General features: G+C 59.0%; 21 protein-coding genes. 13 read left to right on the forward strand and 8 right to left on the reverse strand.

The genetic code is table 11. From position 1 onward, the window contains the following. Nucleotides 1-13 precede the first annotated feature (13 nt). Nucleotides 14-253, forward strand: coding sequence for a DUF1161 domain-containing protein (locus ATI02_RS14925; RefSeq protein ID WP_100846665.1), 240 nt, complete (start codon nucleotides 14-16; stop codon nucleotides 251-253). 6 nt (nucleotides 254-259) lie between these two features. On the opposite strand, the gene ATI02_RS14930 is transcribed toward ATI02_RS14925, so the two are convergent. Both ATI02_RS14930 and ATI02_RS14935 read right to left on the reverse strand, forming a co-directional pair. Then, nucleotides 260-679 (reverse strand): PA0061/PA0062 family lipoprotein, encoded by a 420-nt coding sequence (locus tag ATI02_RS14930; RefSeq protein ID WP_100846666.1) that lies wholly within the window; start codon nucleotides 677-679, stop codon nucleotides 260-262. A 40-nt stretch (nucleotides 680-719) separates the two neighbouring features. Next, on the reverse strand, nucleotides 720-1,142 hold the full coding sequence (locus ATI02_RS14935) for a PA0061/PA0062 family lipoprotein (protein ID WP_100846667.1): 423 nt from the start codon (nucleotides 1,140-1,142) through the stop codon (nucleotides 720-722). Nucleotides 1,143-1,201: 59 nt separating this feature from the next. On the opposite strand from ATI02_RS14935, the gene ATI02_RS14940 reads away from it, so the two are divergent. Further along, nucleotides 1,202-2,278, forward strand: a complete 1,077-nt coding sequence (locus tag ATI02_RS14940) for an aminopeptidase (protein ID WP_095190277.1) — start codon at nucleotides 1,202-1,204, stop codon at nucleotides 2,276-2,278. Nucleotides 2,279-2,376: 98 nt separating this feature from the next. Here ATI02_RS14940 and ATI02_RS14945 read toward each other — a convergent pair whose 3' ends face one another. Further along, nucleotides 2,377-3,012: an HAD hydrolase-like protein gene (locus tag ATI02_RS14945; protein ID WP_100846668.1), complete on the reverse strand. Its 636-nt coding sequence runs from the start codon at nucleotides 3,010-3,012 to the stop codon at nucleotides 2,377-2,379. 38 nt (nucleotides 3,013-3,050) lie between these two features. On the opposite strand from ATI02_RS14945, the gene ATI02_RS14950 reads away from it, so the two are divergent. Continuing rightward, nucleotides 3,051-4,213, forward strand: a protein-coding gene (locus tag ATI02_RS14950; RefSeq protein ID WP_095191983.1) for an IS3 family transposase whose coding sequence is annotated in 2 segments (ribosomal slippage) — nucleotides 3,051-3,306 and nucleotides 3,306-4,213 — 1,164 coding nt in all. Because the reading frame shifts where the segments join, the coding sequence is not laid out codon by codon here. Nucleotides 4,214-4,293: 80 nt separating this feature from the next. Here ATI02_RS14950 and ATI02_RS14955 read toward each other — a convergent pair. Continuing rightward, a complete protein-coding gene (locus ATI02_RS14955) occupies nucleotides 4,294-4,839 on the reverse strand; it encodes a gamma carbonic anhydrase family protein (protein ID WP_100846669.1) in 546 nt (181 codons plus the stop codon). Between the two features lie 62 nt (nucleotides 4,840-4,901). On the opposite strand from ATI02_RS14955, the gene prlC reads away from it, so the two are divergent. The 3 genes from prlC (at nucleotide 4,902) to ATI02_RS14970 (ending at nucleotide 9,416) form a co-directional block, all read left to right on the forward strand. Beyond that, nucleotides 4,902-6,980, forward strand: a complete 2,079-nt coding sequence (gene prlC / locus ATI02_RS14960; protein WP_167394875.1) for an oligopeptidase A — start codon at nucleotides 4,902-4,904, stop codon at nucleotides 6,978-6,980. Next, complete coding sequence (locus ATI02_RS14965; protein WP_095190274.1) at nucleotides 6,977-7,267, forward strand: YheV family putative zinc ribbon protein; 291 nt, start codon at nucleotides 6,977-6,979, stop codon at nucleotides 7,265-7,267. The genes prlC and ATI02_RS14965 overlap by 4 nt, the downstream gene beginning before the upstream one ends. A gap of 112 nt (nucleotides 7,268-7,379) precedes the next feature. Beyond that, nucleotides 7,380-9,416, forward strand: coding sequence for a M3 family metallopeptidase (locus ATI02_RS14970; RefSeq protein ID WP_100846670.1), 2,037 nt, complete (start codon nucleotides 7,380-7,382; stop codon nucleotides 9,414-9,416). A 9-nt stretch (nucleotides 9,417-9,425) separates the two neighbouring features. Here ATI02_RS14970 and ATI02_RS14975 read toward each other — a convergent pair whose 3' ends face one another. Then, entirely contained in the window at nucleotides 9,426-10,067 is a 642-nt protein-coding gene (locus ATI02_RS14975; protein ID WP_100846671.1) for a dual specificity protein phosphatase family protein, read from the reverse strand. Between the two features lie 302 nt (nucleotides 10,068-10,369). On the opposite strand from ATI02_RS14975, the gene ATI02_RS14980 reads away from it, so the two are divergent. From ATI02_RS14980 to ATI02_RS14990, 3 genes are read left to right on the forward strand one after another with little or no spacing between them, the layout of a single operon-like run. Further along, a complete protein-coding gene (locus ATI02_RS14980) occupies nucleotides 10,370-11,116 on the forward strand; it encodes a gluconate 2-dehydrogenase subunit 3 family protein (protein ID WP_100846672.1) in 747 nt (248 codons plus the stop codon). A 3-nt stretch (nucleotides 11,117-11,119) separates the two neighbouring features. Continuing rightward, on the forward strand, nucleotides 11,120-12,904 hold the full coding sequence (locus ATI02_RS14985; RefSeq protein WP_100846673.1) for a GMC family oxidoreductase: 1,785 nt from the start codon (nucleotides 11,120-11,122) through the stop codon (nucleotides 12,902-12,904). A gap of 12 nt (nucleotides 12,905-12,916) precedes the next feature. After that, nucleotides 12,917-14,218, forward strand: coding sequence for a c-type cytochrome (locus ATI02_RS14990; RefSeq protein WP_100846674.1), 1,302 nt, complete (start codon nucleotides 12,917-12,919; stop codon nucleotides 14,216-14,218). Nucleotides 14,219-14,267: 49 nt separating this feature from the next. Here ATI02_RS14990 and ATI02_RS32690 read toward each other — a convergent pair whose 3' ends face one another. Continuing rightward, the gene (locus tag ATI02_RS32690) at nucleotides 14,268-14,489 is read right to left on the reverse strand and encodes a hypothetical protein (RefSeq protein ID WP_238156165.1); all 222 of its coding nucleotides are present in this window, start codon (nucleotides 14,487-14,489) and stop codon (nucleotides 14,268-14,270) included. Between ATI02_RS32690 and ATI02_RS14995 the strand changes: the two genes are divergently transcribed. Next, entirely contained in the window at nucleotides 14,412-15,563 is a 1,152-nt protein-coding gene (locus ATI02_RS14995) for an ISL3 family transposase (RefSeq protein ID WP_238156162.1), read from the forward strand. The genes ATI02_RS32690 and ATI02_RS14995 overlap by 78 nt on opposite strands. A gap of 45 nt (nucleotides 15,564-15,608) precedes the next feature. Here the strand turns inward: ATI02_RS14995 and ATI02_RS15000 are convergent, their stop codons facing one another. Further along, complete coding sequence (locus ATI02_RS15000; RefSeq protein ID WP_095190268.1) at nucleotides 15,609-15,911, reverse strand: hypothetical protein; 303 nt, start codon at nucleotides 15,909-15,911, stop codon at nucleotides 15,609-15,611. Between the two features lie 223 nt (nucleotides 15,912-16,134). Here ATI02_RS15000 and ATI02_RS15005 point away from each other — a divergent pair, with 223 nt between their 5' ends. The 3 genes from ATI02_RS15005 (at nucleotide 16,135) to ATI02_RS15015 (ending at nucleotide 19,777) form a co-directional block, all read left to right on the forward strand. Next, nucleotides 16,135-17,193: a PA0069 family radical SAM protein gene (locus tag ATI02_RS15005; protein WP_100846675.1), complete on the forward strand. Its 1,059-nt coding sequence runs from the start codon at nucleotides 16,135-16,137 to the stop codon at nucleotides 17,191-17,193. Nucleotides 17,194-17,431: 238 nt separating this feature from the next. Next, nucleotides 17,432-18,160 (forward strand): carbonic anhydrase, encoded by a 729-nt coding sequence (locus ATI02_RS15010; RefSeq protein ID WP_095190266.1) that lies wholly within the window; start codon nucleotides 17,432-17,434, stop codon nucleotides 18,158-18,160. Between the two features lie 90 nt (nucleotides 18,161-18,250). Further along, entirely contained in the window at nucleotides 18,251-19,777 is a 1,527-nt protein-coding gene (locus tag ATI02_RS15015) for a SulP family inorganic anion transporter (protein ID WP_100846676.1), read from the forward strand. 138 nt (nucleotides 19,778-19,915) lie between these two features. Here ATI02_RS15015 and ATI02_RS15020 read toward each other — a convergent pair whose 3' ends face one another. Next, the gene (locus ATI02_RS15020) at nucleotides 19,916-20,566 is read right to left on the reverse strand and encodes a hypothetical protein (protein WP_100846677.1); all 651 of its coding nucleotides are present in this window, start codon (nucleotides 20,564-20,566) and stop codon (nucleotides 19,916-19,918) included. Nucleotides 20,567-20,761 lie beyond the last annotated feature (195 nt).

Here is a 20,761-nt window from a genome sequence, read left to right on the forward strand (position 1 = left end):
AGGAGCTACATTGATGAAACGTATTGGCTTGGCGATCCTCTGCAGTGCACTGGCCACATCAGTTCTCGCCGCCCCTAAAGACTGCGAAAAACTCAGGAAAGAGATCGAAATCAAGATCCAGGCTAAAGCCGTGCCGTCCTACACACTGGAAATCGTCACCAAGGAAGAAGCCGCGCAACATGACATCGCCATGGTTGTCGGTTCTTGCGAGAACGGCAGTAAAGCAATCGTCTATCAAAAGAACAGCGACTGAAATTGCTCAGGGCACGCAGTTGATCTGCCGTTCCTCGGCAACGATCTGCCCCTGGCCGTTTAGCAACCGGGCGCTTGGCGTAAAGGCCAATGACCGGGCTTCGAGCCGATAACGTTGCCCTGCCTCGAAATGATCGTAGCGCACTCTCATGTAACACAGCCGCTCCTGCGGATCGGTGTCCATGCCCTGACCACCGCCGAAGACTTCGAAATCAAAACGCACCGTCAGCTCATGGCTGCCCGGTGGGACCTGAAAAAATCGGCCATCCTGCAAGCGCATATTGTCCAGCCGTTCGGCCATCAGCACCTTGCCGCCGGGCGTGGGCATGGCAAAGTCGACCCAGGCCTTGCCGGGGTCCGCCGCCGGCATCGGGCTCTGGCAACCGGCAACCACACTTGCAGCGAGCAACAGCGTCAATCTGCGCATGATCAATGTCCTTTGGATTGGACAACCAGCATAACGCCGTTCAGGTCTTCTGACAGCCTGCCGGCGTGCCCTGCCCCACGACCTTGCGCTGCTCGTCATACAGCTTGGCCCATGGGCGGAATCCGATACTGCCGGCCTGTAACTGATAGCGCTGACCCGCGTTGAAGTCCTTGAATTTGACGTTCAACTGGCAATCGCGCCATAGCGGTTCGGCAACCGGGCCGATGTTGGTCGCCTCCACCGGAAACTGATAACGCACCTTCAGCTCATGGCTGCCGGGCTGCACCTCGAAGTAACGTTTGTCGACGGCGGCCTGGCTGTCGACTTGCAGCGCTTGCAGCGCCGTGTCCTGTTGCCGGGCATCCAGATCGACCCAGGCTTGCGAAGGGTCGGGATCGGGCATTCCGAATCCGGCACAACCGGCCAGCGTCAGCAGGCTTCCTGTCAGTATCAACATGCGCATAGCGGAGCTCCAATGGGCGGGATAGTCTTGCGGGCAGACTTTCCAGGGGATTTCTTATTTTGATCAGGCCGCTTCCAAGCCATCGGTTACTTGATCGCGTTTTTCGGATTTTGTTTCCGGGTGTGATGCTTTTGTTGCTCAACGGTTGTGCAAGCCTCAGCTATTACAGCCAGTTGGCCAGTGGTCAGTTGCAGTTGCTGCGCGCGCGCGAGCCGGTAGCCGAGGTCATTGCCGACCCGAGTCGCGACGCGAAACTGCGCACGCATCTGGCCCAGTCGCAAAAGGCCCGGGCCTTCGCCAGCGAGCAACTGCACCTGCCGGACAACCAGAGCTATCGCCTGTACGCGGACATTGGCCGGCCGTTTGTGGTGTGGAACGTATTCGCCACCCAAGAGTTTTCCCTGACCGCGCAAAACCATTGCTTCCCGATTGCCGGGTGCGTGGCTTATCGCGGCTACTACAGCCAGAGCGCGGCGCGGGGCGAAGCGGCGATTCAGCGGCTGCAAGGCTTGGACGTGTCGATGGGTGGCGTCGAGGCCTATTCGACGCTGGGCTGGTTCAACGACCCGATCCTCAATTCGATGATGGGCTGGGGCGACGAACGGTTAGCCACACTGATTTTCCATGAACTGGCCCATCAACGCGTCTATGTGAAGGACGACACCGAGTTCAACGAGTCTTTCGCCACGTTTGTCGAGCAGGAAGGCACGCGGCAGTGGCGGGCGTTTCGCGGGTTGCCAGCGGACACTGATGCAAAGCTCAAACAGCGTGATCAATTCATTGCGTTGGTGCTGGATACGCGGTCACGTCTGGAAAAGCTCTATGCCCAGCCATTGCCGGTCGAGCAGATGCGCGAGCGCAAAGCGGAGGAGTTCGAGCGGTTTCGCCGGGATTATCGGTTGATGCGCGACAGCCAGTGGGCCGGGGACAAGCGTTATGACGCTTGGGTCAATGCGCCGTTGAACAATGCGCGGCTGTTGCCGTTTGGGCTTTATGACCAGTGGGTGCCGGCGTTTGCGGCGTTGTTCCGGCAGGTCGGGGGGGATTGGCTGAGGTTTTATGCCGAGGTCGAGCGGTTGGGTGGGTTGCAGGTGGCTGAGCGTAAGGCGGCGCTCAAGGCATTGGCGCAATCCTGATTTTGCATTGGCTGGGCCGGCCCTTTCGCGAGCAAGCCCGCCCACAGGGGGAATGCATTCCAAATGTGGGAGCGGGCTTGCTCGCGAAGGCGTACTGATCAGCGCCGCATAAATGCCTGATGCAACTCGGCCAGCGTTTCAAAGTGGAAGGCCGGCGCCTCGGCATTCAGCTCTTCAAAACTGCCAAATCCATACCCCACTGCCGCCGCATCCAGCCCATTGCTGCGCGCGCCGATCAAGTCATGCTTACGATCGCCGATCATCAGCGTATTCGCCGGATCCAGCCCTTCCTCGGCCACCAGATGCGCAATCAGCTCCACCTTGTTGGTCCGCGTGCCATCCAGTTCACTGCCATAAATCACCTTGAAATGCCGGGCAAAGTCGAAGTGCCGGGCGATCTCGCGGGCGAACACCCACGGCTTGGACGTCGCGATATACAGCTGCCGCCCCTGGCCGCTGAGGGTTTCCAGCAACGGCGTGACACCGTCGAACACGCGGTTCTCATACAAGCCGGTGACCTTGAAGCGCTCGCGATAGAAATTCACCGCCTCCCACGCCTTGGCCTCGTCGAAGCCATAAAACTGCATGAACGCCTGCAGCAGCGGCGGGCCGATGAAGTGCTCAAGCCTGGTCAGGTCCGGCTCATCGATGCCGAGCTTACCCAAGGCGAACTGGATAGAACGGGTGATGCCCTCACGCGGGTCAGTCTGTAGTGGTCTAATGAAACCGGACACCCATTTAGGCGAGAATGCTCGCCAGATAGAGGTGTCTGATGACCAAACAACGTCGTTCTTTTTCCGCTGAATTCAAACGCGAGGCCGCAGGCCTCGTGCTCGATCAAGGCTATAGCCATATCGAAGCCAGCCGCTCGCTTGGTGTGGTTGAGTCCGCGTTGCGCCGCTGGGTTAATCAGCTTCAGCAGGAGCGCACTGGCGTTACTCCGCAGAGTAAAGCGCTGACGCCAGAGCAACAGAAAATCCAGGAATTGGAAGCTCGAATCGCTCGACTTGAGCGGGAGAAATCCATTTTAAAAAAGGCTACCGCGCTCTTGATGTCGGAAGAGCACGAGCGCACGCGCTGATTGATCAACTGAGCCCCCAAGAGCCGGTTGATTGGCTTTGCGCAGTCTTTGACGTCACTCGTTCGTGTTACTACGCCCATCGTCTCAGGCGCCGAACTCCAGACGTTGAGCGGCTTCGGTTGCGCAGCCGGGTTAACGAACTGTTTACGCAAAGTCGAAGCGCCGCCGGTAGCCGCAGCATCGTGTCGATGATGCAGGAAGACGGCGAGCAAATTGGGCGGTTCAAGGTGCGAGGCCTGATGCGGGAACTGGAGTTGGTCAGTAAACAACCTGGATCACATGCCTACAAACAAGCGACGGTTGAGCGGCCTGACATTCCGAACATATTGAATCGAGAGTTTGATGTGCCGGCGCCGAATCAGGTCTGGTGTGGCGACATCACCTACATCTGGGCTCAAGGGAAATGGCATTACCTGGCTGTCGTTATGGATCTTTACGCGCGCCGAGTGGTGGGCTGGGCGCTGTCGAACAAGCCGGATGCGGATCTGGTCATCAAGGCGTTGGACATGGCTTACGAACAGCGTGGCAGGCCTCAAGGGCTTCTGTTTCACTCGGATCAGGGCTCGCAATATGGCAGTCGCCAGTTTCGCCAACGGCTCTGGCGTTACCGCATGCGCCAAAGCATGAGCCGTCGTGGAAACTGCTGGGATAACGCGCCGATGGAGCGTGTGTTTCGCAGCTTGAAAACTGAATGGATACCGACCGTGGGCTACATGACAGCTCAAGAAGCGCACCGCGACATCAGTCATTACCTGATGCATCGGTACAACTGGATTAGACCGCACCAATTCAACAACGGACTGGCCCCAGCTCAGGCCGAGAAAAAACTTAACGTCGTGTCCGGGATTAGTTGACCACTACAGTCAGGGTGCCATCGAGGTCGAACAGTACGGTCTGGTAATGCATGAGAAATCCTGAGCAGGTGTAAGTCGATTCAGAGCCGGTCGTAGCCTTCGGCAAGGTGCAGATCCTTGAGCTTCACGTAGTTCGCCGCGCTGTAGGTGAAAAAAGCGTTTTCCTTGTCGGTCAGCGCACGGATCTGCTTCACCGGGCTGCCGACATACAGAAAACCGCTTTCCAGGCGCTTGCCCGGTGGCACCAGGCTGCCGGCGCCGATGATCACGTCGTCCTCAACCACCGCGCCGTCCATGACGATGCTGCCCATGCCGATCAGCACGCGACTGCCTACCGTGCAGCCGTGGAGCATGACTTTGTGGGCAATGGTCACGTCGTCGCCGATCAGCAACGGGAAGCCGTCCGGGTTGAACGGTCCGGCGTGGGTGATGTGCAACACGCAGCCGTCCTGCACGCTGGTGCGCGCACCGATGCGGATGCGGTGCATGTCGCCGCGGATGACGGTCAGCGGCCAGACGGAGCTGTCTTCGCCGATTTCGACGTCGCCGATCACCACCGCCGAGCCGTCGACAAATGCGCCTTGGCTCAACTGCGGGGTGTGATTCTGGTACTTGCGAAGGGACACGATAATTTCTCTCTCTGTCGCCGATAGCTGCGGTCGATGCCGATTGTAATTAAGATGGGGCAATGTTTCTTCCAGCCAAGGTGCCAACCGTGAGCGTGAACAACCCTCTTCTGCAGTCCTACGACCTGCCGCCGTTCTCCACGATCCGTGCCGAACACGTGCTGCCAGCCATCGAAACGATCCTGGCCGACAACCGCGCCGCCATCGCTGAAATCCTCAAGAGCCAAGGCCAGAACCCTACCTGGGCCGGCCTGGTGCTGGCGATGGACGAACTCAATGATCGCCTCGGGGCGGCCTGGAGCCCGGTCAGCCACCTCAACGCCGTGTGCAACAGCGCCGAACTGCGCGAAGCCTACGAGTCGTGCCTGCCAGCCCTGAGCGCCTACTCCACCGAGATGGGCCAGAACCGCGAACTGTTCCAGGCGTATGAAGCCTTGGCCAACAGCCCGCAAGCCGCCGGTTTCGACGTGGCGCAGAAAACCATTCTGGAACACGCCCTGCGCGATTTCCGCCTGTCGGGTATCGACCTGCCAGAAGCCGAACAGAAACGCTACGCCGAAGTGCAAAGCAAGCTGTCCGAGCTGGGCAGCCGCTTCTCCAACCAACTGCTCGACGCCACCCAGGCCTGGACCAAGCACGTCACCGACGAAGCCGCCCTCGCCGGCCTGACTGATTCGGCCAAGGCGCAAATGGCTGCCGCTGCACAGGCCAAAGGCCTTGATGGCTGGCTGATCAGCCTGGAATTCCCAAGCTACTACGCGGTGATGACCTACGCCCAGGACCGTGCGTTGCGCGAAGAAGTCTACGCCGCCTACTGCACCCGCGCCTCGGATCAAGGCCCGAATGCCGGCCAGAACGACAACACCCCGGTGATGGAAGAGATCCTCGACTTGCGTCAGGAGCTGGCCAAGCTGTTGGGTTTTGCCAGCTTCGCCGAGCTGAGCCTGGCGACCAAAATGGCCGAGTCCAGCGATCAGGTGCTGAGCTTCCTGCGTGATCTGGCCAAGCGCAGCAAACCGTTCGCCGCGCAGGATCTGCAACAGCTGCGTGCCTACGCCGCCGAACAGGGCTGCGCCGATCTGCAAAGCTGGGACAGCGGTTTCTACGGCGAAAAGCTGCGTGAGCAACGCTACAGCGTCGCTCAGGAAACCCTGCGCGCCTACTTCCCGATCGACAAAGTGCTGGGCGGTCTGTTCGCTATCGTTCAACGCCTGTACGGCATCGAGATCGCCGAGCAGAAAGGCTTCGACACCTGGCACCCGGACGTGCGCCTGTTCGAAATCAAGGAAAACGGCCAGCACGTCGGCCGCTTCTTCTTCGACCTGTATGCCCGCGCCAACAAGCGTGGCGGTGCCTGGATGGACGGCGCCCGCGATCGTCGTCGCACTGCTGACGGCGTGCTGCAAAGCCCGGTGGCCAACCTGGTGTGTAACTTCACCCCGGCGGACAGCGGCAAGCCTGCGCTGCTGACCCACGATGAGGTCACCACCCTGTTCCACGAATTCGGCCATGGCCTGCATCACCTGCTGACCCGCGTTGATCATGCCGGCGTTTCGGGCATCAACGGCGTGGCGTGGGACGCCGTCGAGCTGCCGAGCCAGTTCATGGAAAACTGGTGCTGGGAGCCGGAAGGCCTGGCGCTGATTTCCGGCCACTACGAAACCGGTGAGCCGCTGCCACAGGATCTGCTGGAAAAAATGCTCGCGGCGAAGAACTTCCAGTCCGGCCTGATGATGGTGCGGCAGCTGGAGTTCTCGCTGTTCGACTTCGAACTGCACGCCACTCATGGCGACGGCCGCAGCGTGTTGCAGGTGCTGGAAGGCGTACGTGACGAGGTGTCGGTGATGCGTCCACCGGCCTACAACCGCTTCCCCAACAGCTTCGCGCACATCTTCGCCGGCGGTTATGCGGCGGGCTACTACAGCTACAAGTGGGCTGAAGTGCTGTCGGCCGATGCCTTCTCGAAATTCGAAGAAGACGGCGTGCTCAACGCTGAAACCGGTCGCGCGTTCCGCGAAGCGATTCTGGCTCGCGGCGGGTCGCAGGCGCCGATGGTGCTGTTCGTCGACTTCCGTGGTCGCGAGCCATCGATTGACGCACTCTTGCGCCACAGCGGCCTGAGTGAGGACGCGGCAGCATGAGCGAGGCGCCTGTGATTACCAAAAAACGCTTTATCGCCGGGGCGGTCTGCCCGGCGTGCAGCGAGCCGGACAAGTTGATGATGTGGAACGAGGACAGCGTGCCGCACCGCGAATGCGTGGCGTGCGGTTACTCCGACACACTCAACGAGCAAGGGCTGTCAGTACCCAAAGAGCTGGGCACGCGGGTCAACACCAGCGCGCTCAAGCCGCCCGCGGACAAGAAAGTCCAGGCGGTGCAGTTCTTCCCGAACCCGAAGCTTGCGAAAAAGCCCGACGAGCAACACTGAGCCACCACCACCTTCCACGGATAACCCGTGGAAGGTGGTATCTATTTACCGCCTTCTCCGCGCGCTTCCTGCCTAGTCTGGATGTTTCAGCCAGACGTCAAGGAAGACGCCCATGCCCCTCTCCAATCCTCTGTTGCACCCCTGGGACTTGCCGCCTTGGTCTGCCGTGCGCGCCGAACACCTGATGCCCGCCATCACTGCGATCATTGCCGCCAATCGGCAAGCCATCGGCGAGATCGTTGACCATCAGACAGCGCTCCCCGGCTGGGATGATCTGGTATTGGCAGTCGATGACACCGACGCCCGCCTTGACGAGGCCATGGGCATCGTCGAGGTCTTGGCCACGGTAAACCACGATAGCCACTGGACACTCGCCATCGAGGGCTGCAACGAGGCAGCGAGCGATTATCGTCTGTGGAAATCCACCCACCTGGGACTGTTTCGCGCCTATCAGACTCTGCAACAGAGTGCGCTTGCCCGCAGTTTCGACCCTGCCCGCAAATTTGCCCTGAGCAAGGTGCTGCGCAAGTTTCAGCTGTCCGGCATCGCACTTGCGTCGCAAGGCCAGGAAACACTGGCGCGACTCAATGACGAAATCGACCGGCTCGAAACGTTGTTTCTCAATAACCTCGACCGCGCCAATAGCCGATGGCGCAAACACATTGACGATGTTGCGCTGCTTGAGGGACTGCCACAGGCGATACAGGATCATCTGGCCCGGCTGGCCAAGGACGCCGGGCTTGGCGGATGGTTGCTGCCACTGGACCACAACACCTATCACCAGGTCATGACGTACGCGGAACATCGGCCACTGCGCGAAGAATACTTCCATGCGTATTCCACCCGAGCCTCCGACCAAGGCCCTCATGCAGGACTGTTCGATAACGGCCCGGTACTGGCCTCGTTACTGGCGCTGCGTCAGCAGAAAGCCGAGCTCCTCGGCTATGCCGATTTTGCCCAGTTACGTCTGGCCATGGAGTCATCCCAATCGACTTTGCATATCAATGCTTTTTTACGCCAGCAGTTGGCCCTGACGCGCCCTGCGCTCGTGCAGGAAAGGCAAGCACTCGAGGCCTTTGCACAGGCGCTAGGCGCGCCTGAAACCAAAGCCTGGGATCAGGATTTTCTCGCGCAGAAATGGCGTGATTCGCACTTCAGCGGGGCATTGAAGGGGCTGCGCGATTACTTCCCACTGGAGGGTACCCTGCACCGGCTCTGTCTGTTCAGCGAGCGCATGTTTGGCATTCAGCTCGTCGAACAGAAGACGCTCAGCTATTGGCACGCACATGTGCGCCTGTTCGAGGTCAGGGAAAATGGACAGGCGCTCGGCCACCTGTATATCGATCCGTATAAGCGCCCGGGACTGGCCGACTTTGCCGGAACAGGTTCACTGCGCCATCGACGGGTAAATGCCGAAGGTCGAGTGACACTGCCGATCGCCTTGCTCAATGGCAACTTCACACCACCCACCGACAGCATCCCCTGTTTGTTGTCGCATATTGATCTGCGTGTACTGTTTCATGAGTTCGGTCATTGTCTGCAGCACATCCTGACGCGTTCGCCCCACCACATCCTGTCCGGCATTTCACAGATGGGCCGTGAATCCGCCGAGTTTGCCGGGCAGTTTTTCGAACGGTGGTGCCTGTCGAAGGCGTTTCTCTTGTGGCTGGCTGCGCATCACCAGACAGGCGAGCGCTTGAGTGAAACGCGCGTCGAACTCGCCTTGGCCGCCATTCAAACCCAGACCAGCCAAGCGACTGCATTACTGCAGATGGGCGCATTGCTCGACTTCGAGCTGCATCGCTGTCATGGCGATGGCCGCAGCGTGCAACAGGTGTTTACCGATGTGCAGCGCGAAGCCATGCAATTGCAGCTGCCCGCGTATTGTCGATTCGCCAACGGTTTTGACTACCTGGTGACCGGTTATGAAGCCTTGGTTTACGCCTACCTGTGGTCCGGCAAGCTGGCAGCGCAAGCGTTCAAGCGGTTTGAGCAGCAGTGGGTTTTCAATCCGGCCACTGGCCGGGCGTTTCGCGAAACGTTCTTTTCACCGGGGGACCCGGGTTCGTTGCTGACGGCAGTACAACGCTTTCTGGGGCGCCGGGGCGATGAGCTGTTCAGCACGCCATCACCCGAAAACACCCATTGATCGGCATCATCACTTGAGATTGACCGTCTGGAACCAGCTCTTCATCGAGCAGGTCGCGAACGCGCTGGTGCTGCAATCACCGTTAGCCAGCGCGGTACGCAACTTGTCGACATCGGCCTGCATCATGTAGCGAACGCCCTCCTTGAAGTGGCCACTTTCGCCGAAACCGCCCTGAGTCATTTCATTCAGGGCATCCTCTTTGCTCCAACCCTGAACCACCACGCGGTACATCGCCGCCATCAGGCCGGTGCGATCAGAGCCGTGCTTGCAATGCATCAACACCGGGCCATTGGCCTCGGCGCTCTGGATGGCGCGCAAGGTCTTGAGCACGTCGCTGTCGTCGACGTGGTTGGTGCGATAAGGCAGTTGCAGCTGATTGATCCCCGGCTCGGACAACCAGTTGCTGTCGGCTTCCGGCAGAAAGTTAATCACCGTGGTCACTTTTAGATTGTTCAGCAACGGTACCGCTCCGCCATCAGGCAATGCGCTGCGATAAAGGGTCGGTGACATCTGGAACAGGTTGTATTGCACTTCGACCGGTTGTGCCCACTCGGCGGGACGGGACGCCGTGTCAGCAGCCTCGGCCGGGATCAGGTACAGCAGAGCCACAAGCGACAAACACAAGGCAGGAAAAAAACGCACTCGGGACATGCTGGGTAGACCGTGTCGGGATTTTTTGAGAACTGCAGCTTCAATGTTTGCCGGTCAAAGCCCTGTGAGCGGCCTGTCAAAGATTTGTGAATGAGCACCCATCTCCCGATGAGCTGGTCAGAAATCTGGGGTTTTTTCGGTTTTATCGATTCATCACGATGCTTAGCCTGCTACCATTTGTCACATCATGTTGCAGGCGTGTCCCCCTTCCCCGGGTCATCCCGGCCACGCCGCAACGAAAAATCCTCAAGCCGTTCGCAGAAACGGTTGACCCCCTTGATGCCTGATGAGGTGCACCCCCCATGTCTGATGCAGATCGAGACAACCCGCGGCGTGAGTTTTTGCGCAAATCCCTGACCCTGATTCCGGTGGTCACCCTGGCCGGCACCAGCCTGGGCAGCAGCGTGCTGCAAGCGGCGCCGGAAGCGGCACCGGTCAAGCCTGCCGCGCAACCGGCTCGCGCCGACGCAGGCGTGTATCAGCCGAGCTATTTCACCGCCGAAGAATGGGCATTCATCAATGCGGCCGTGGCGCAATTGATCCCGAATGATGCCCAAGGCCCGGGTGCACTTGAGGCCGGGGTACCGGAATACATCGACCGTCAGATGAATACGCCATACGCCGCCGGTGCCCTTTGGTACATGCAAGGCCCGTTCAACGCCGACGCCGCACCGGAGATGGGTTGGCAGAGCAAACTGGTGCCAAAAGAGATCTATCGCCTGGGCATCGCCGCCACGGATCAGTGGGCAAAAGCTCTCAACGGTAAAACATTTGCCGAGCAAGACAGCGCTACCCGAGACGATTTGCTCAAGCAACTCGAAGCTGGAAAACCGCAATTCGATAGCGTCCCGGCGAAGATTTTCTTCAACCTGCTGCTGCAAAACACCAAGGAAGGGTTCTTCTGCGACCCGATCCATGGCGGCAACAAAGGCATGGTTGGCTGGACCATGATCGGTTTCCCCGGCGCCCGCGCCGATTTCATGGATTGGGTGGAACGCAACGAGCAATACCCCTTCCAGGCAGTTTCGATTCGCGGCGAGAGGGCTTAAGGCATGGCAACGGTAATGAAGAAGGTTGACGCGGTCATCGTCGGTTTCGGCTGGACTGGCGCGATCATGGCCAAGGAACTGACCGAGGCGGGCCTTAACGTGCTGGCGCTGGAGCGCGGGCCGATGCAGGACACGTATCCCGACGGCAACTATCCACAGGTGATCGACGAACTCACCTACAGCGTGCGCAAAAAACTCTTTCAGGACATTTCCAAAGAAACCGTCACCATCCGCCACAGCGTCAACGACATCGCCCTGCCGAACCGCCAGTTGGGCGCGTTCCTGCCGGGCAACGGCGTCGGCGGCGCGGGGCTGCACTGGTCGGGCGTGCACTTTCGCGTCGACCCGATCGAGCTGCACATGCGTAGCCACTACGAAGAACGCTACGGCAAAAGCTTCATCCCCAAAGACATGACCATCCAGGACTTCGGCGTCAGCTATGAAGAGCTGGAGCCGTTTTTCGATTACGCCGAAAAAGTCTTCGGTACCTCGGGCCAGGCCTGGACGGTGAAAGGTCAACTGGTCGGTCAGGGCAAGGGTGGCAACCCCTACGCACCGGATCGTTCGAACCACTTCCCGCTGGAAGCGCAGAAAAACACCGTTTCCGCACAGCTATTCGGCAAAGCGGCTACAGAAGTCGGTTACAAACCCTACAACCTGCCTTCGGCGAATACCTCGGGGCCGTACACCAACCCCTACGGCGCGCAGATGGGCCCGTGCAACTTCTGCGGCTTTTGCAGCGGTTACGTTTGCTACATGTATTCCAAGGCCTCGCCGAACGTGAACATTCTGCCAGCGCTCAAGCCTCTGCCGAACTTCGAGTTGCGGCCCAACTCGCATGTACTGCGGGTCAACCTCGACAGCACGAAAACCAAAGCCACCGGCGTGACGTACATCGACGGCCAGGGTCGCGAGATCGAGCAGCCGGCGGATCTGGTGATTCTCGGCGCCTTCCAGTTGCACAACGTGCGGCTGATGCTGCTGTCCGGGATCGGCAAGCCCTATGACCCGATCAGCGGCGAAGGCGTCGTCGGGCGCAACTTCGCCTACCAGAACATGGCGACCATCAAGGCGTTCTTCGACAAGGACACCCACACCAACAACTTCATCGGTGCCGGCGGCAACGGTGTGGCGCTGGATGACTTCAACGCCGACAACTTCGACCATGGCCCGCACGGCTTCGTCGGTGGGTCGCCGATGTGGGTCAACCAGGCCGGCAGCCGCCCGATCGCCGGCACCTCCAACCCACCGGGCACGCCGGCCTGGGGCAGTGCGTGGAAACGTGCGACCGCCGATTACTACACCCATCAAGTGTCGATGGACGCCCACGGCGCGCATCAATCCTACCGAGGCAACTACCTCGATCTCGATCCGGTGTACCGCGATGCCTACGGCCTGCCGCTGCTGCGGATGACCTTCGACTGGCAGGAAAACGACATCAAGATGAACCGCTTCATGGTCGAGAAAATGGGCAAGGTCGCTGAAGCGATGGGCCCGAAAGCCATTGCGGTGATCGGCAAGAAAGTCGGCGATCACTTCAACAGCGCGTCCTACCAGACCACCCACCTCAACGGTGGCGCGATCATGGGCACCGACCCGAAAACCAGCGCCCTGAACCGTTACTTGCAGAGCTGGGACGTGCATAACGTGTTCGTGCCAGGGGCTTCGGCGTTCCCGCAAGGTCTGGGTTACAACCCGACCGGGCTGGTGGCCGCGCTGACCTACTGGTCGGCGAAAGCGATCCGCGAGCAATACCTGAAAAACCCCGGCCCGTTGGTTCAGGCTTAAGGAGCGATGACCATGAAGAACCTTGTTATCGCGACCCTGGCCCTGCTCGGCAGCGCCTCCATTCATGCCGCCGACGTTGATCAAGCGTTGATCAAACAGGGCGAATACCTCGCCCGTGCCGGCGACTGCGTGGCTTGCCACACGGCCAAAAACGGCAAGCCGTTCGCCGGTGGCCTGCCAATGGAAACGCCGATCGGCACGATCTACTCGACCAACATCACCCCGGATAAAACCGGTGTCGGTGATTACAGCTTCGAAGATTTCGACCAGGCCGTCCGACATGGCGTCGCCAAAAACGGCAGTACCTTGTACCCGGCGATGCCGTATCCGTCCTACGCCCGTGTCAGCGAAACCGACATGCAAGCGCTGTACGCGTATTTCATGCACGGCGTTGAACCGGTGGCGCAAGAGAACAAGGCCAGCGACATTCCCTGGCCGTTGAGCATGCGCTGGCCGCTGATGGGCTGGCGCTGGATGTTTGCGCCAAAGGTCGAGGACTACAAAGCCGCGTCGCAAGACGCCGTTATTGATCGTGGCGCCTATCTGGTCGAAGGCCTCGGCCATTGCGGCGCCTGCCACACGCCGCGCGCCCTGACCATGCAGGAAAAATCCCTGAGCGCGGCGGACGGCAAAAACTTCCTGGCCGGCAGCGCGCCGCTGGAAGGCTGGATCGCCAAAAACCTGCGCGGCGACCACAAGGATGGCCTCGGCAGCTGGAGCGAAGAGCAACTGGTGCAATTCCTCAAAACCGGCCGCAGTGATCGCAGCGCGGTGTTCGGTGGCATGAGCGATGTGGTCACCCACAGCATGCAATACATGACCGACGCCGACCTGACCGCCATTGCCCGCTACCTCAAGTCGTTGCCAGCGACTGATCCGAACGATCAGCCGCATCAGTACGACGAGAAAGCTGCCAAGGCCCTGTGGAACGGTGACGACAGCCAACGCGGCGCATCGGTTTACATCGATAACTGCGCGGCGTGCCACCGCACCGACGGCCACGGCTATACCCGGGTATTCCCGGCATTGGCGGGTAATCCGGTGCTGCAATCGGACGACCCGACTTCGCTCATCCACATTGTGCTCAAGGGCGGAACATTGCCGGCCACGCACGCGGCACCATCGACCTTCACCATGCCGGGTTTCGCCTGGCGTCTGTCGGATCAGGAAGTCGCGGACGTGGTGAGCTTCATCCGTGGCAGTTGGGGCAACAAAGGGGCGCCGGTCAGCGCTGACGAGGTCAGTCGTTTGCGCACCAGCGATATGACGACCACCTCGACAGATGACCTGGGCCAGCTAACCCACAGCAATTAAACAAAAAGCCCTGTGCGCATTCATGCACACAGGGCTTTTTTTTGGTTCTTCACGGAATCCCGGGAAACACAGAAACAAGAACGCCGATTTGATTGATGATGTTCGTGCGAGCAAACACATCTAACAAACCGGCGTTCTTATGCGCGATATTAATACTTTCCTTCCTTTTTGGGAGGGCTTTTCTGTCGTCACGATCAAGCCTGATGGTGATGCCCTCCAGATCGATCTTACACCCCACGCCACCCGATTCCCTTCCTGTGGTGGGTGCCAAAAACCCTGTTCAACCACGCATGAGTATTGCCAGCGAGTCATTCGTGATTTACCCATTCTCGGTCGCGCAGTACGCCTGAGCGTTTTGCTCCGACGCGTTGGTTGCCGCGACTGTGGCAAACGCATGGAGGCCGTCAGTTGGCTGGATCGCTATGCCCGTATGACACGGCGTCTGGCAGAGGCGGTCATTCAAGCCTGTGAACGCCTTCCCACGTTGCACGTAGCGCAGATGTTTGGGCTGCATTGGGAGACCGTTCGGGTGCTGGAGCGTCGAGCCTTGCAAGCAGCATTGAGCGTTTTGCCAAAGGCGCAACCGCGACGTTTGGTGATGGACGAGTTCGCATTGTTCAAAGGTCATCGTTATGCCAGCGTTGTTCTGGATGCGGATACGCGACGGGTGCTGTGGATCGGCGAAGGCCGCAGCCGGGCGGCGGTCAGGCCATTTTTCGAAGAGCTGGGGCCAGAGGGGTGCGCCCGAATCGAAGCGGTGGCAATGGACATGAACACCGCTTTTGATCTGGAGGTTCGTCAGCACTGCCCAAAAGCGCGAGTGGTCTACGATCTTTTCCATGTGGTGGCCAAATATGGCCGAGAGGTGATTGATCGGGTTCGCGTCGACGAAGCCAATCGACTGCGTCACGACAAGCCGGCCCGAAAGGTCATCAAGCAAGCGCGTTGGCTGCTCCTGCGCAACCCGCAGAACCTGAAAACACCGGAGCAACAGGTCCGCTTGGAGGATTTGCTGGCGGCCAACCAAGCGTTGATGACGGTCTACTTGATGAAAGCTGAACTCAAAACGCTCTGGACGCCAAGTACCGCCTGGGGCTGGAGATCAGCCTGGAAGCAATGGCTGCGCCACGCTGATGAAAGCGCGATACCGGCTCTGATCCTGTTCGCCAAACGGCTAAAGGGTTATTGGCGGGGAATCGTCAGCCGGGTTCGCTGGCCGATGCACACGGGGCAGTTGGAAGGCATAAACAATCGAATAAAGGTTATCAAACGGATGGCGTACGGTTACCGGGATAGCGAATTCTTTTTCATGAAAATCAAGAGCGTCTTTCCCGGTAATCCGTGAAGAACCTTTTTTTTACGCTACAACCAATACAGCGTTTAATCCCTATTACGGATTCATGATATTTACATAGGCCTTGGCCAGTGCCAGCAACTTGGCCTTGTCATTTGCATCAATATCACCGTCACCATCGATATCCTTTACATTACGCACATCGAAAGTTTCACCCGCGTCGTAAGATGCGGCAATGATGATCTGCGAATCCAGCAGGGACTCGCTCGGCACTGCGTTCTGCGCATCCCAGCCAGACTGTTTCAGCGCAAACTGCATGGACACCAGGACTTCATTCGGATCAACCGGAGTCGGCCCAAGTTTCTGCAGAAAGATGCCACGTTGATTAAAGTTCGACACATTTAATTCCTTTTAAATATTGAATAGCAGAATGACAACAAGGCGAATACTAACGACATCGCAAGTTGCACTGCTACTTGAAAGGTGTGTCTCCGGATTGCGATAAACATAGTTCAATCAATAAACCGGAGGAGCTGTTTCCATACCCGAGTCGCCGAACGGCACTGGCTGTTTCCTCGCACCAGCGATACTGTATATACATACAGACGTCAGGACATATCCGATGCACACGCCCTTGCCACCTCGCGGACGCGGCACCGCGACCAACCCGCACAACCGTTTCGCACCGAACCGTTCGGTGGCCGAGGACGACGGCTGGTATCAGGAGGTGCCCGAAACCCAAGGCACCGAAGTGATGATTGAAACGGCGAAAACCATCATCACCCGCAACACTTCGCCGGATCTGCCGTTCGACCGCTCGATCAATCCCTATCGCGGCTGCGAGCATGGCTGCATTTATTGCTACGCGCGGCCCAGCCACGCCTATTGGGACATGTCGCCGGGGCTCGATTTTGAAACGAAGTTGATCGCCAAGACCAATGCTGCGCAGGTACTGGAAGAACAGCTGAGCAAACGCGGCTATCAATGCGCGCCGATCAATCTGGGCTCCAATACCGATCCGTATCAGCCGATCGAGCGCGAACACAAAATCACCCGCCAGACCCTCGAAGTGCTGCTGCGTTATCGGCATCCGGTAACCATCGTCACCAAAGGCTCGCTGATCCTGCGTGATCTCGACCTGCTGACCGAACTGGCGCAGCAACGGCTGGTGGCGGTGATGATCAGCCTGACCACGCTGGACGATGAACTGAAGCGAATCCTCGAACCGCGCGCTGCGGCGCCCAAGGCGCGATTACGGGCCATTCGGGTCATGCGCGAAGCCGGGATTCGCGTAGGTGTGCTGTGTTCGCCGATGATTCCGATGATCAACGACAGCGAAATCGAAAGCCTGCTCACCGAGGCTCACGCCGCTGGCGCGCAGAGTGCTGCGTACATGATGTTGCGCCTGCCGCTGGAAGTCGCGCCATTGTTCGAAGAGTGGCTGCAGGCGCACTATCCACAACGGGCGGCGCATGTGCTGAGCCTGATTCGCCAGAGCCGGGGCGGCGAACTCTACGACAGCCGTTTCGGCGCACGGATGCGTGGCGAAGGGCCGTTCGCCGACTTGCTCGCGCAACGCTTTGCCAAGGCCATTAAACGTCTTGGTTTAAATCATCGCGAGAGCTACAACCTCGATTGCACAGCCTTCTGTCCGCCGGGTCGCCAGATGTCGTTGATTTAGCGACAATTGGCCTATGGTTGTGAGGTTGGAACCCTTCCGTCGAAACACCTCAGTCACGTTTTTTGTGACCTGGAACACACGTTCTAGAGCGCTTGATTCAGTTTGAGTTAAGTTTCGGCGGCTACCTTGTTCATCGAGTGACTGACGGGACGGGATGACCCGGATGTTTAAACAGCCACTGGCTTCATACCGGAATACCGGGGCAATGACCCCCTGAATCCGCCTAAGAGGATGAATCATGAGTGACAAGGATAAACAGCCGTTGGCTGCGTCGGCGCAAGCCCTTGTGGCGGAATCCGCCGATGCAGCGCTGCGACAGATCGTAGACGGCTTTTTGCATTTTCATCATGAGGTCTTCCCGCAGCAGGAAGAACTCTTCAAGAAACTCGCCACGGCCCAGTCGCCAAAAGCGATGTTCATCACCTGCGCCGACTCGCGCATCGTCCCCGAACTGATCACCCAGAGCTCGCCTGGCGATTTGTTCGTGACCCGAAATGTCGGCAACGTTGTACCGCCTTACGGCCAGATGAACGGCGGCGTTTCCACCGCCATCGAATATGCGGTGCTGGCGCTCGGCGTGCAGCACATCATCATCTGCGGCCACTCGGATTGCGGCGCCATGCGCGCGGTGCTCAACCCCGACAGCCTGGAAAAAATGCCGACGGTCAAAGCCTGGTTGCGCCACGCCGAAGTGGCAAAAACCATGGTGCATGAAAACTGTAACTGCGCCGACGAAAAAGAAAGCATGCCGGTCCTCACCGAGGAAAACGTCATCGCCCAATTGCAGCACTTGCGTACCCATCCTTCGGTAGCCTCACGCATGGCGAACGGTCATCTGTTCATCCATGGCTGGGTCTACAACATCGAAACCAGCGAAATCAAAGCTTACGACGCGGATCAGGGACGCTTCCTGCCGCTCGACGGCAGCCATCCGATTCCGGTGGCGACGCCCAAAGCGCGCTTCTAAATCTTCCTAACAATCTGTGTGGTTTGACGCCGGCCGCTGTTTCAGCGGCCCGGCCTCGCCACGCCTGAAGAAAGCTTCGGGAGAGTCATCATGCGTGCTGCTCAATTAAAAGCGGTGTTGCCACGGGAGCTGCTCGCTTCGGTGGTGGTGTTTCTGGTCGCTCTGCCACTGTGCATGGGTATTGCGATTGCCTCGGGATTACCGCCGGCCAAAGGTCTGATCACCGGGATCATCGGTGGTCTGGTCGTGGGTTGGCTGGCAGGTTCGCCGTTGCAGGTCAGCGGGCCGGCGGCGGGTCTGGCGGTGTTGGTCTTTGAGCTGGTGCGCCAGCACGGTATCGAGATGCTCGGGCCGATCCTGTTGCTCGCCGGTTTTCTGCAATTGGTGGCCGGGCGCTTGAAGCTCGGTTGCTGGTTTCGGGTCACAGCGCCAGCGGTGGTCTACGGCATGCTCGCCGGGATCGGCGTGTTGATCGTGCTGTCACAAATCCATGTGATGCTCGACGCCTCACCAAAGCCCTCGGGGCTGGATAACCTCACAGCATTCCCCGGCGCGGTGTCGCAGGCCTTGCCGTCGTTTGGCTGGCAGGCCGGTCTGCTCGGGCTGGCGACCATTGCGGTGATGTGGCTGTGGGAAAAATTTCGTCCGCATTCACTGCGCTTCGTTCCCGGTGCATTGCTGGGTGTGGGTCTGGCGACGGGTGCCAGTCTGCTGCTGGCGTTGCAGGTAAAACGCGTTGAGGTGCCGGCCAATCTGGCGGAAGCCATCGACTGGCTGAAACCTGCGGATCTGCTCAGTCTGGCGGATCCGACGCTGCTGATCGCTGCGTTTGCCGTGGCGTTTATCGCCAGCGCCGAAACCCTGTTGTCGGCAGCGGCGGTCGATCGCATGCATAACGGCGTGCGCTCGGACTTCGACCGTGAATTGTCGGCACAAGGCGTCGGCAACATGCTCTGCGGTCTGCTCGGTGCGTTACCGATGACCGGGGTGATCGTGCGCAGTTCGGCTAACGTCCAGGCCGGTGCGACCACGCGTTATTCGACAATCTTCCATGGCCTGTGGCTGCTGGCGTTCGTGCTGTTGCTGTCGAGCGTGCTGCAAAGCATTCCGGTGGCGAGTCTGGCGGGGGTACTGGTGTATACCGGTTTCAAACTGGTGGATCTCAAGGCGTTTCGCGGGCTGGGACGTTATGGGCGGATGCCGATGTTCACTTACGCAGCGACAGCGCTGGCGATCATCTTCACCGACCTGCTTACCGGCGTGTTGATCGGCTTCGGCCTGACCTTGCTGAAACTGGCGTTCAAGGCTTCGCGCTTGAAGATCAGCTTGATCGACCTGCCGCAGGACGGCGAGATGGAGTTGCGTCTGGTGGGTGCAGCGACGTTCCTCAAAGTGCCAGCACTGACCCAGGTGTTGAACACAATTCCAGCGGGTACGACGGTGCATGTGCCGCTCAATAACCTGAGCTACATCGATCATTCGTGTCTGGAGTTGCTGGAAGAGTGGGGCCGGGCGAATGCGGCCAAGGGCTCTAAGCTGTTGATTGAGTCGCGAGGGTTGAAGCGCAGGCTTGAAGGGCGGATTCGGACTACCACAGGTATCGGCGCGGCCGGTTAAATCTCCCCGCCTGAACACAAACCCTTAGGGAGGGGGCTTGCTTCCGAAAGCGGTGGATCAGTCGACATGGTTAGTGACTGACACATCGCCTTCGGGAGCAAGCCCCCTCCCACATTGGCATTTGCGCACGCCTTTAAATCAGGCGGCGGGCTGATCCAGCTCCAGGCCCACACCCAATCGGCGGCCCATACACGGCCAGCGCTTCCACGCGGCGCCGGTGTCGGGGCTGCTGAGTTTTTCGCGGTAAGCCTCTACCGACTCCAGCGCAAAACTCTCGTCGTTGAGCATCTCGTCGATGGCGTGATGCACCGCTTCGTCCAGTTGGTTGGCAAATTCCTCACCGATCAATTGGTGAGCAATCAGATTGGCGACCGTCATGTCAAAGGGGATCAGTGGCTGGCCGAAATGCTTGATGTACAGGTCGTTGACCTCTTCGACAAAACGGTGCGCCAGATAGGCTTCGTCCAGCAGGCTGTCCAGGCCAACGTGCCCGGCCATGATTGCCGGCGGCTGGAGGAAATACTGCTCGGCGATTTTCAGCACCGGTTTGATCTGCGATTCGATTCCCGCTTCCCTGGCGACTTCATTGGCTGCATCCAGCAGGTCTGGCACTTCATCGATGTAGGCGGCGACAAAACGCGTCAGCACGCCTTGGGCGTCGGCTTCCGGCAACTGGATCGCCGGATGTAAATGAGGCAGCTTGCTTTCCAGCTGACGGGTCAGCAGGCCGGTGTCTTTCTCGTGTTGTTGGGCTGTTTGGATCTGCTCGCGCAATGCGGCGGTGTTCATGAAAACTCCAGGAAACAAGGCAATGAAATAGGGAAGACATAAGTTAGCTGGCTTACGAAAAATGCTAAGACGCATTTGTCATAATTATTTCATCCTTGATGCGCCTGCGTTATATCGGTTTGCCACCACTCGTCTGCATCCTTCTCCATTCGTGCCCTTGAACGCAAGTCTCGGCTGTTTCAGTTCATTTACGTG

Source organism: Pseudomonas baetica (assembly GCF_002813455.1).
Lineage (GTDB): Bacteria > Pseudomonadota > Gammaproteobacteria > Pseudomonadales > Pseudomonadaceae > Aquipseudomonas > Aquipseudomonas baetica.

Coding starts and splice junctions, on each gene's coding strand:
- ATI02_RS14925 (WP_100846665.1), top strand. CDS start 14: ATGAAACGTATTGGCTTGGCGATCCTCTGCAGTGCACTGGCCACATCA.
- ATI02_RS14930 (WP_100846666.1), bottom strand. CDS start 679: ATGCGCAGATTGACGCTGTTGCTCGCTGCAAGTGTGGTTGCCGGTTGC.
- ATI02_RS14935 (WP_100846667.1), bottom strand. CDS start 1,142: ATGCGCATGTTGATACTGACAGGAAGCCTGCTGACGCTGGCCGGTTGT.
- prlC (WP_167394875.1), top strand. CDS start 4,902: ATGTTTCTTCCAGCCAAGGTGCCAACCGTGAGCGTGAACAACCCTCTT.
- ATI02_RS14965 (WP_095190274.1), top strand. CDS start 6,977: ATGAGCGAGGCGCCTGTGATTACCAAAAAACGCTTTATCGCCGGGGCG.
- ATI02_RS14970 (WP_100846670.1), top strand. CDS start 7,380: ATGCCCCTCTCCAATCCTCTGTTGCACCCCTGGGACTTGCCGCCTTGG.
- ATI02_RS14975 (WP_100846671.1), bottom strand. CDS start 10,067: ATGTCCCGAGTGCGTTTTTTTCCTGCCTTGTGTTTGTCGCTTGTGGCT.
- ATI02_RS14980 (WP_100846672.1), top strand. CDS start 10,370: ATGTCTGATGCAGATCGAGACAACCCGCGGCGTGAGTTTTTGCGCAAA.
- ATI02_RS14985 (WP_100846673.1), top strand. CDS start 11,120: ATGGCAACGGTAATGAAGAAGGTTGACGCGGTCATCGTCGGTTTCGGC.
- ATI02_RS14990 (WP_100846674.1), top strand. CDS start 12,917: ATGAAGAACCTTGTTATCGCGACCCTGGCCCTGCTCGGCAGCGCCTCC.
- ATI02_RS15005 (WP_100846675.1), top strand. CDS start 16,135: ATGCACACGCCCTTGCCACCTCGCGGACGCGGCACCGCGACCAACCCG.
- ATI02_RS15010 (WP_095190266.1), top strand. CDS start 17,432: ATGAGTGACAAGGATAAACAGCCGTTGGCTGCGTCGGCGCAAGCCCTT.
- ATI02_RS15015 (WP_100846676.1), top strand. CDS start 18,251: ATGCGTGCTGCTCAATTAAAAGCGGTGTTGCCACGGGAGCTGCTCGCT.
- ATI02_RS15020 (WP_100846677.1), bottom strand. CDS start 20,566: ATGAACACCGCCGCATTGCGCGAGCAGATCCAAACAGCCCAACAACAC.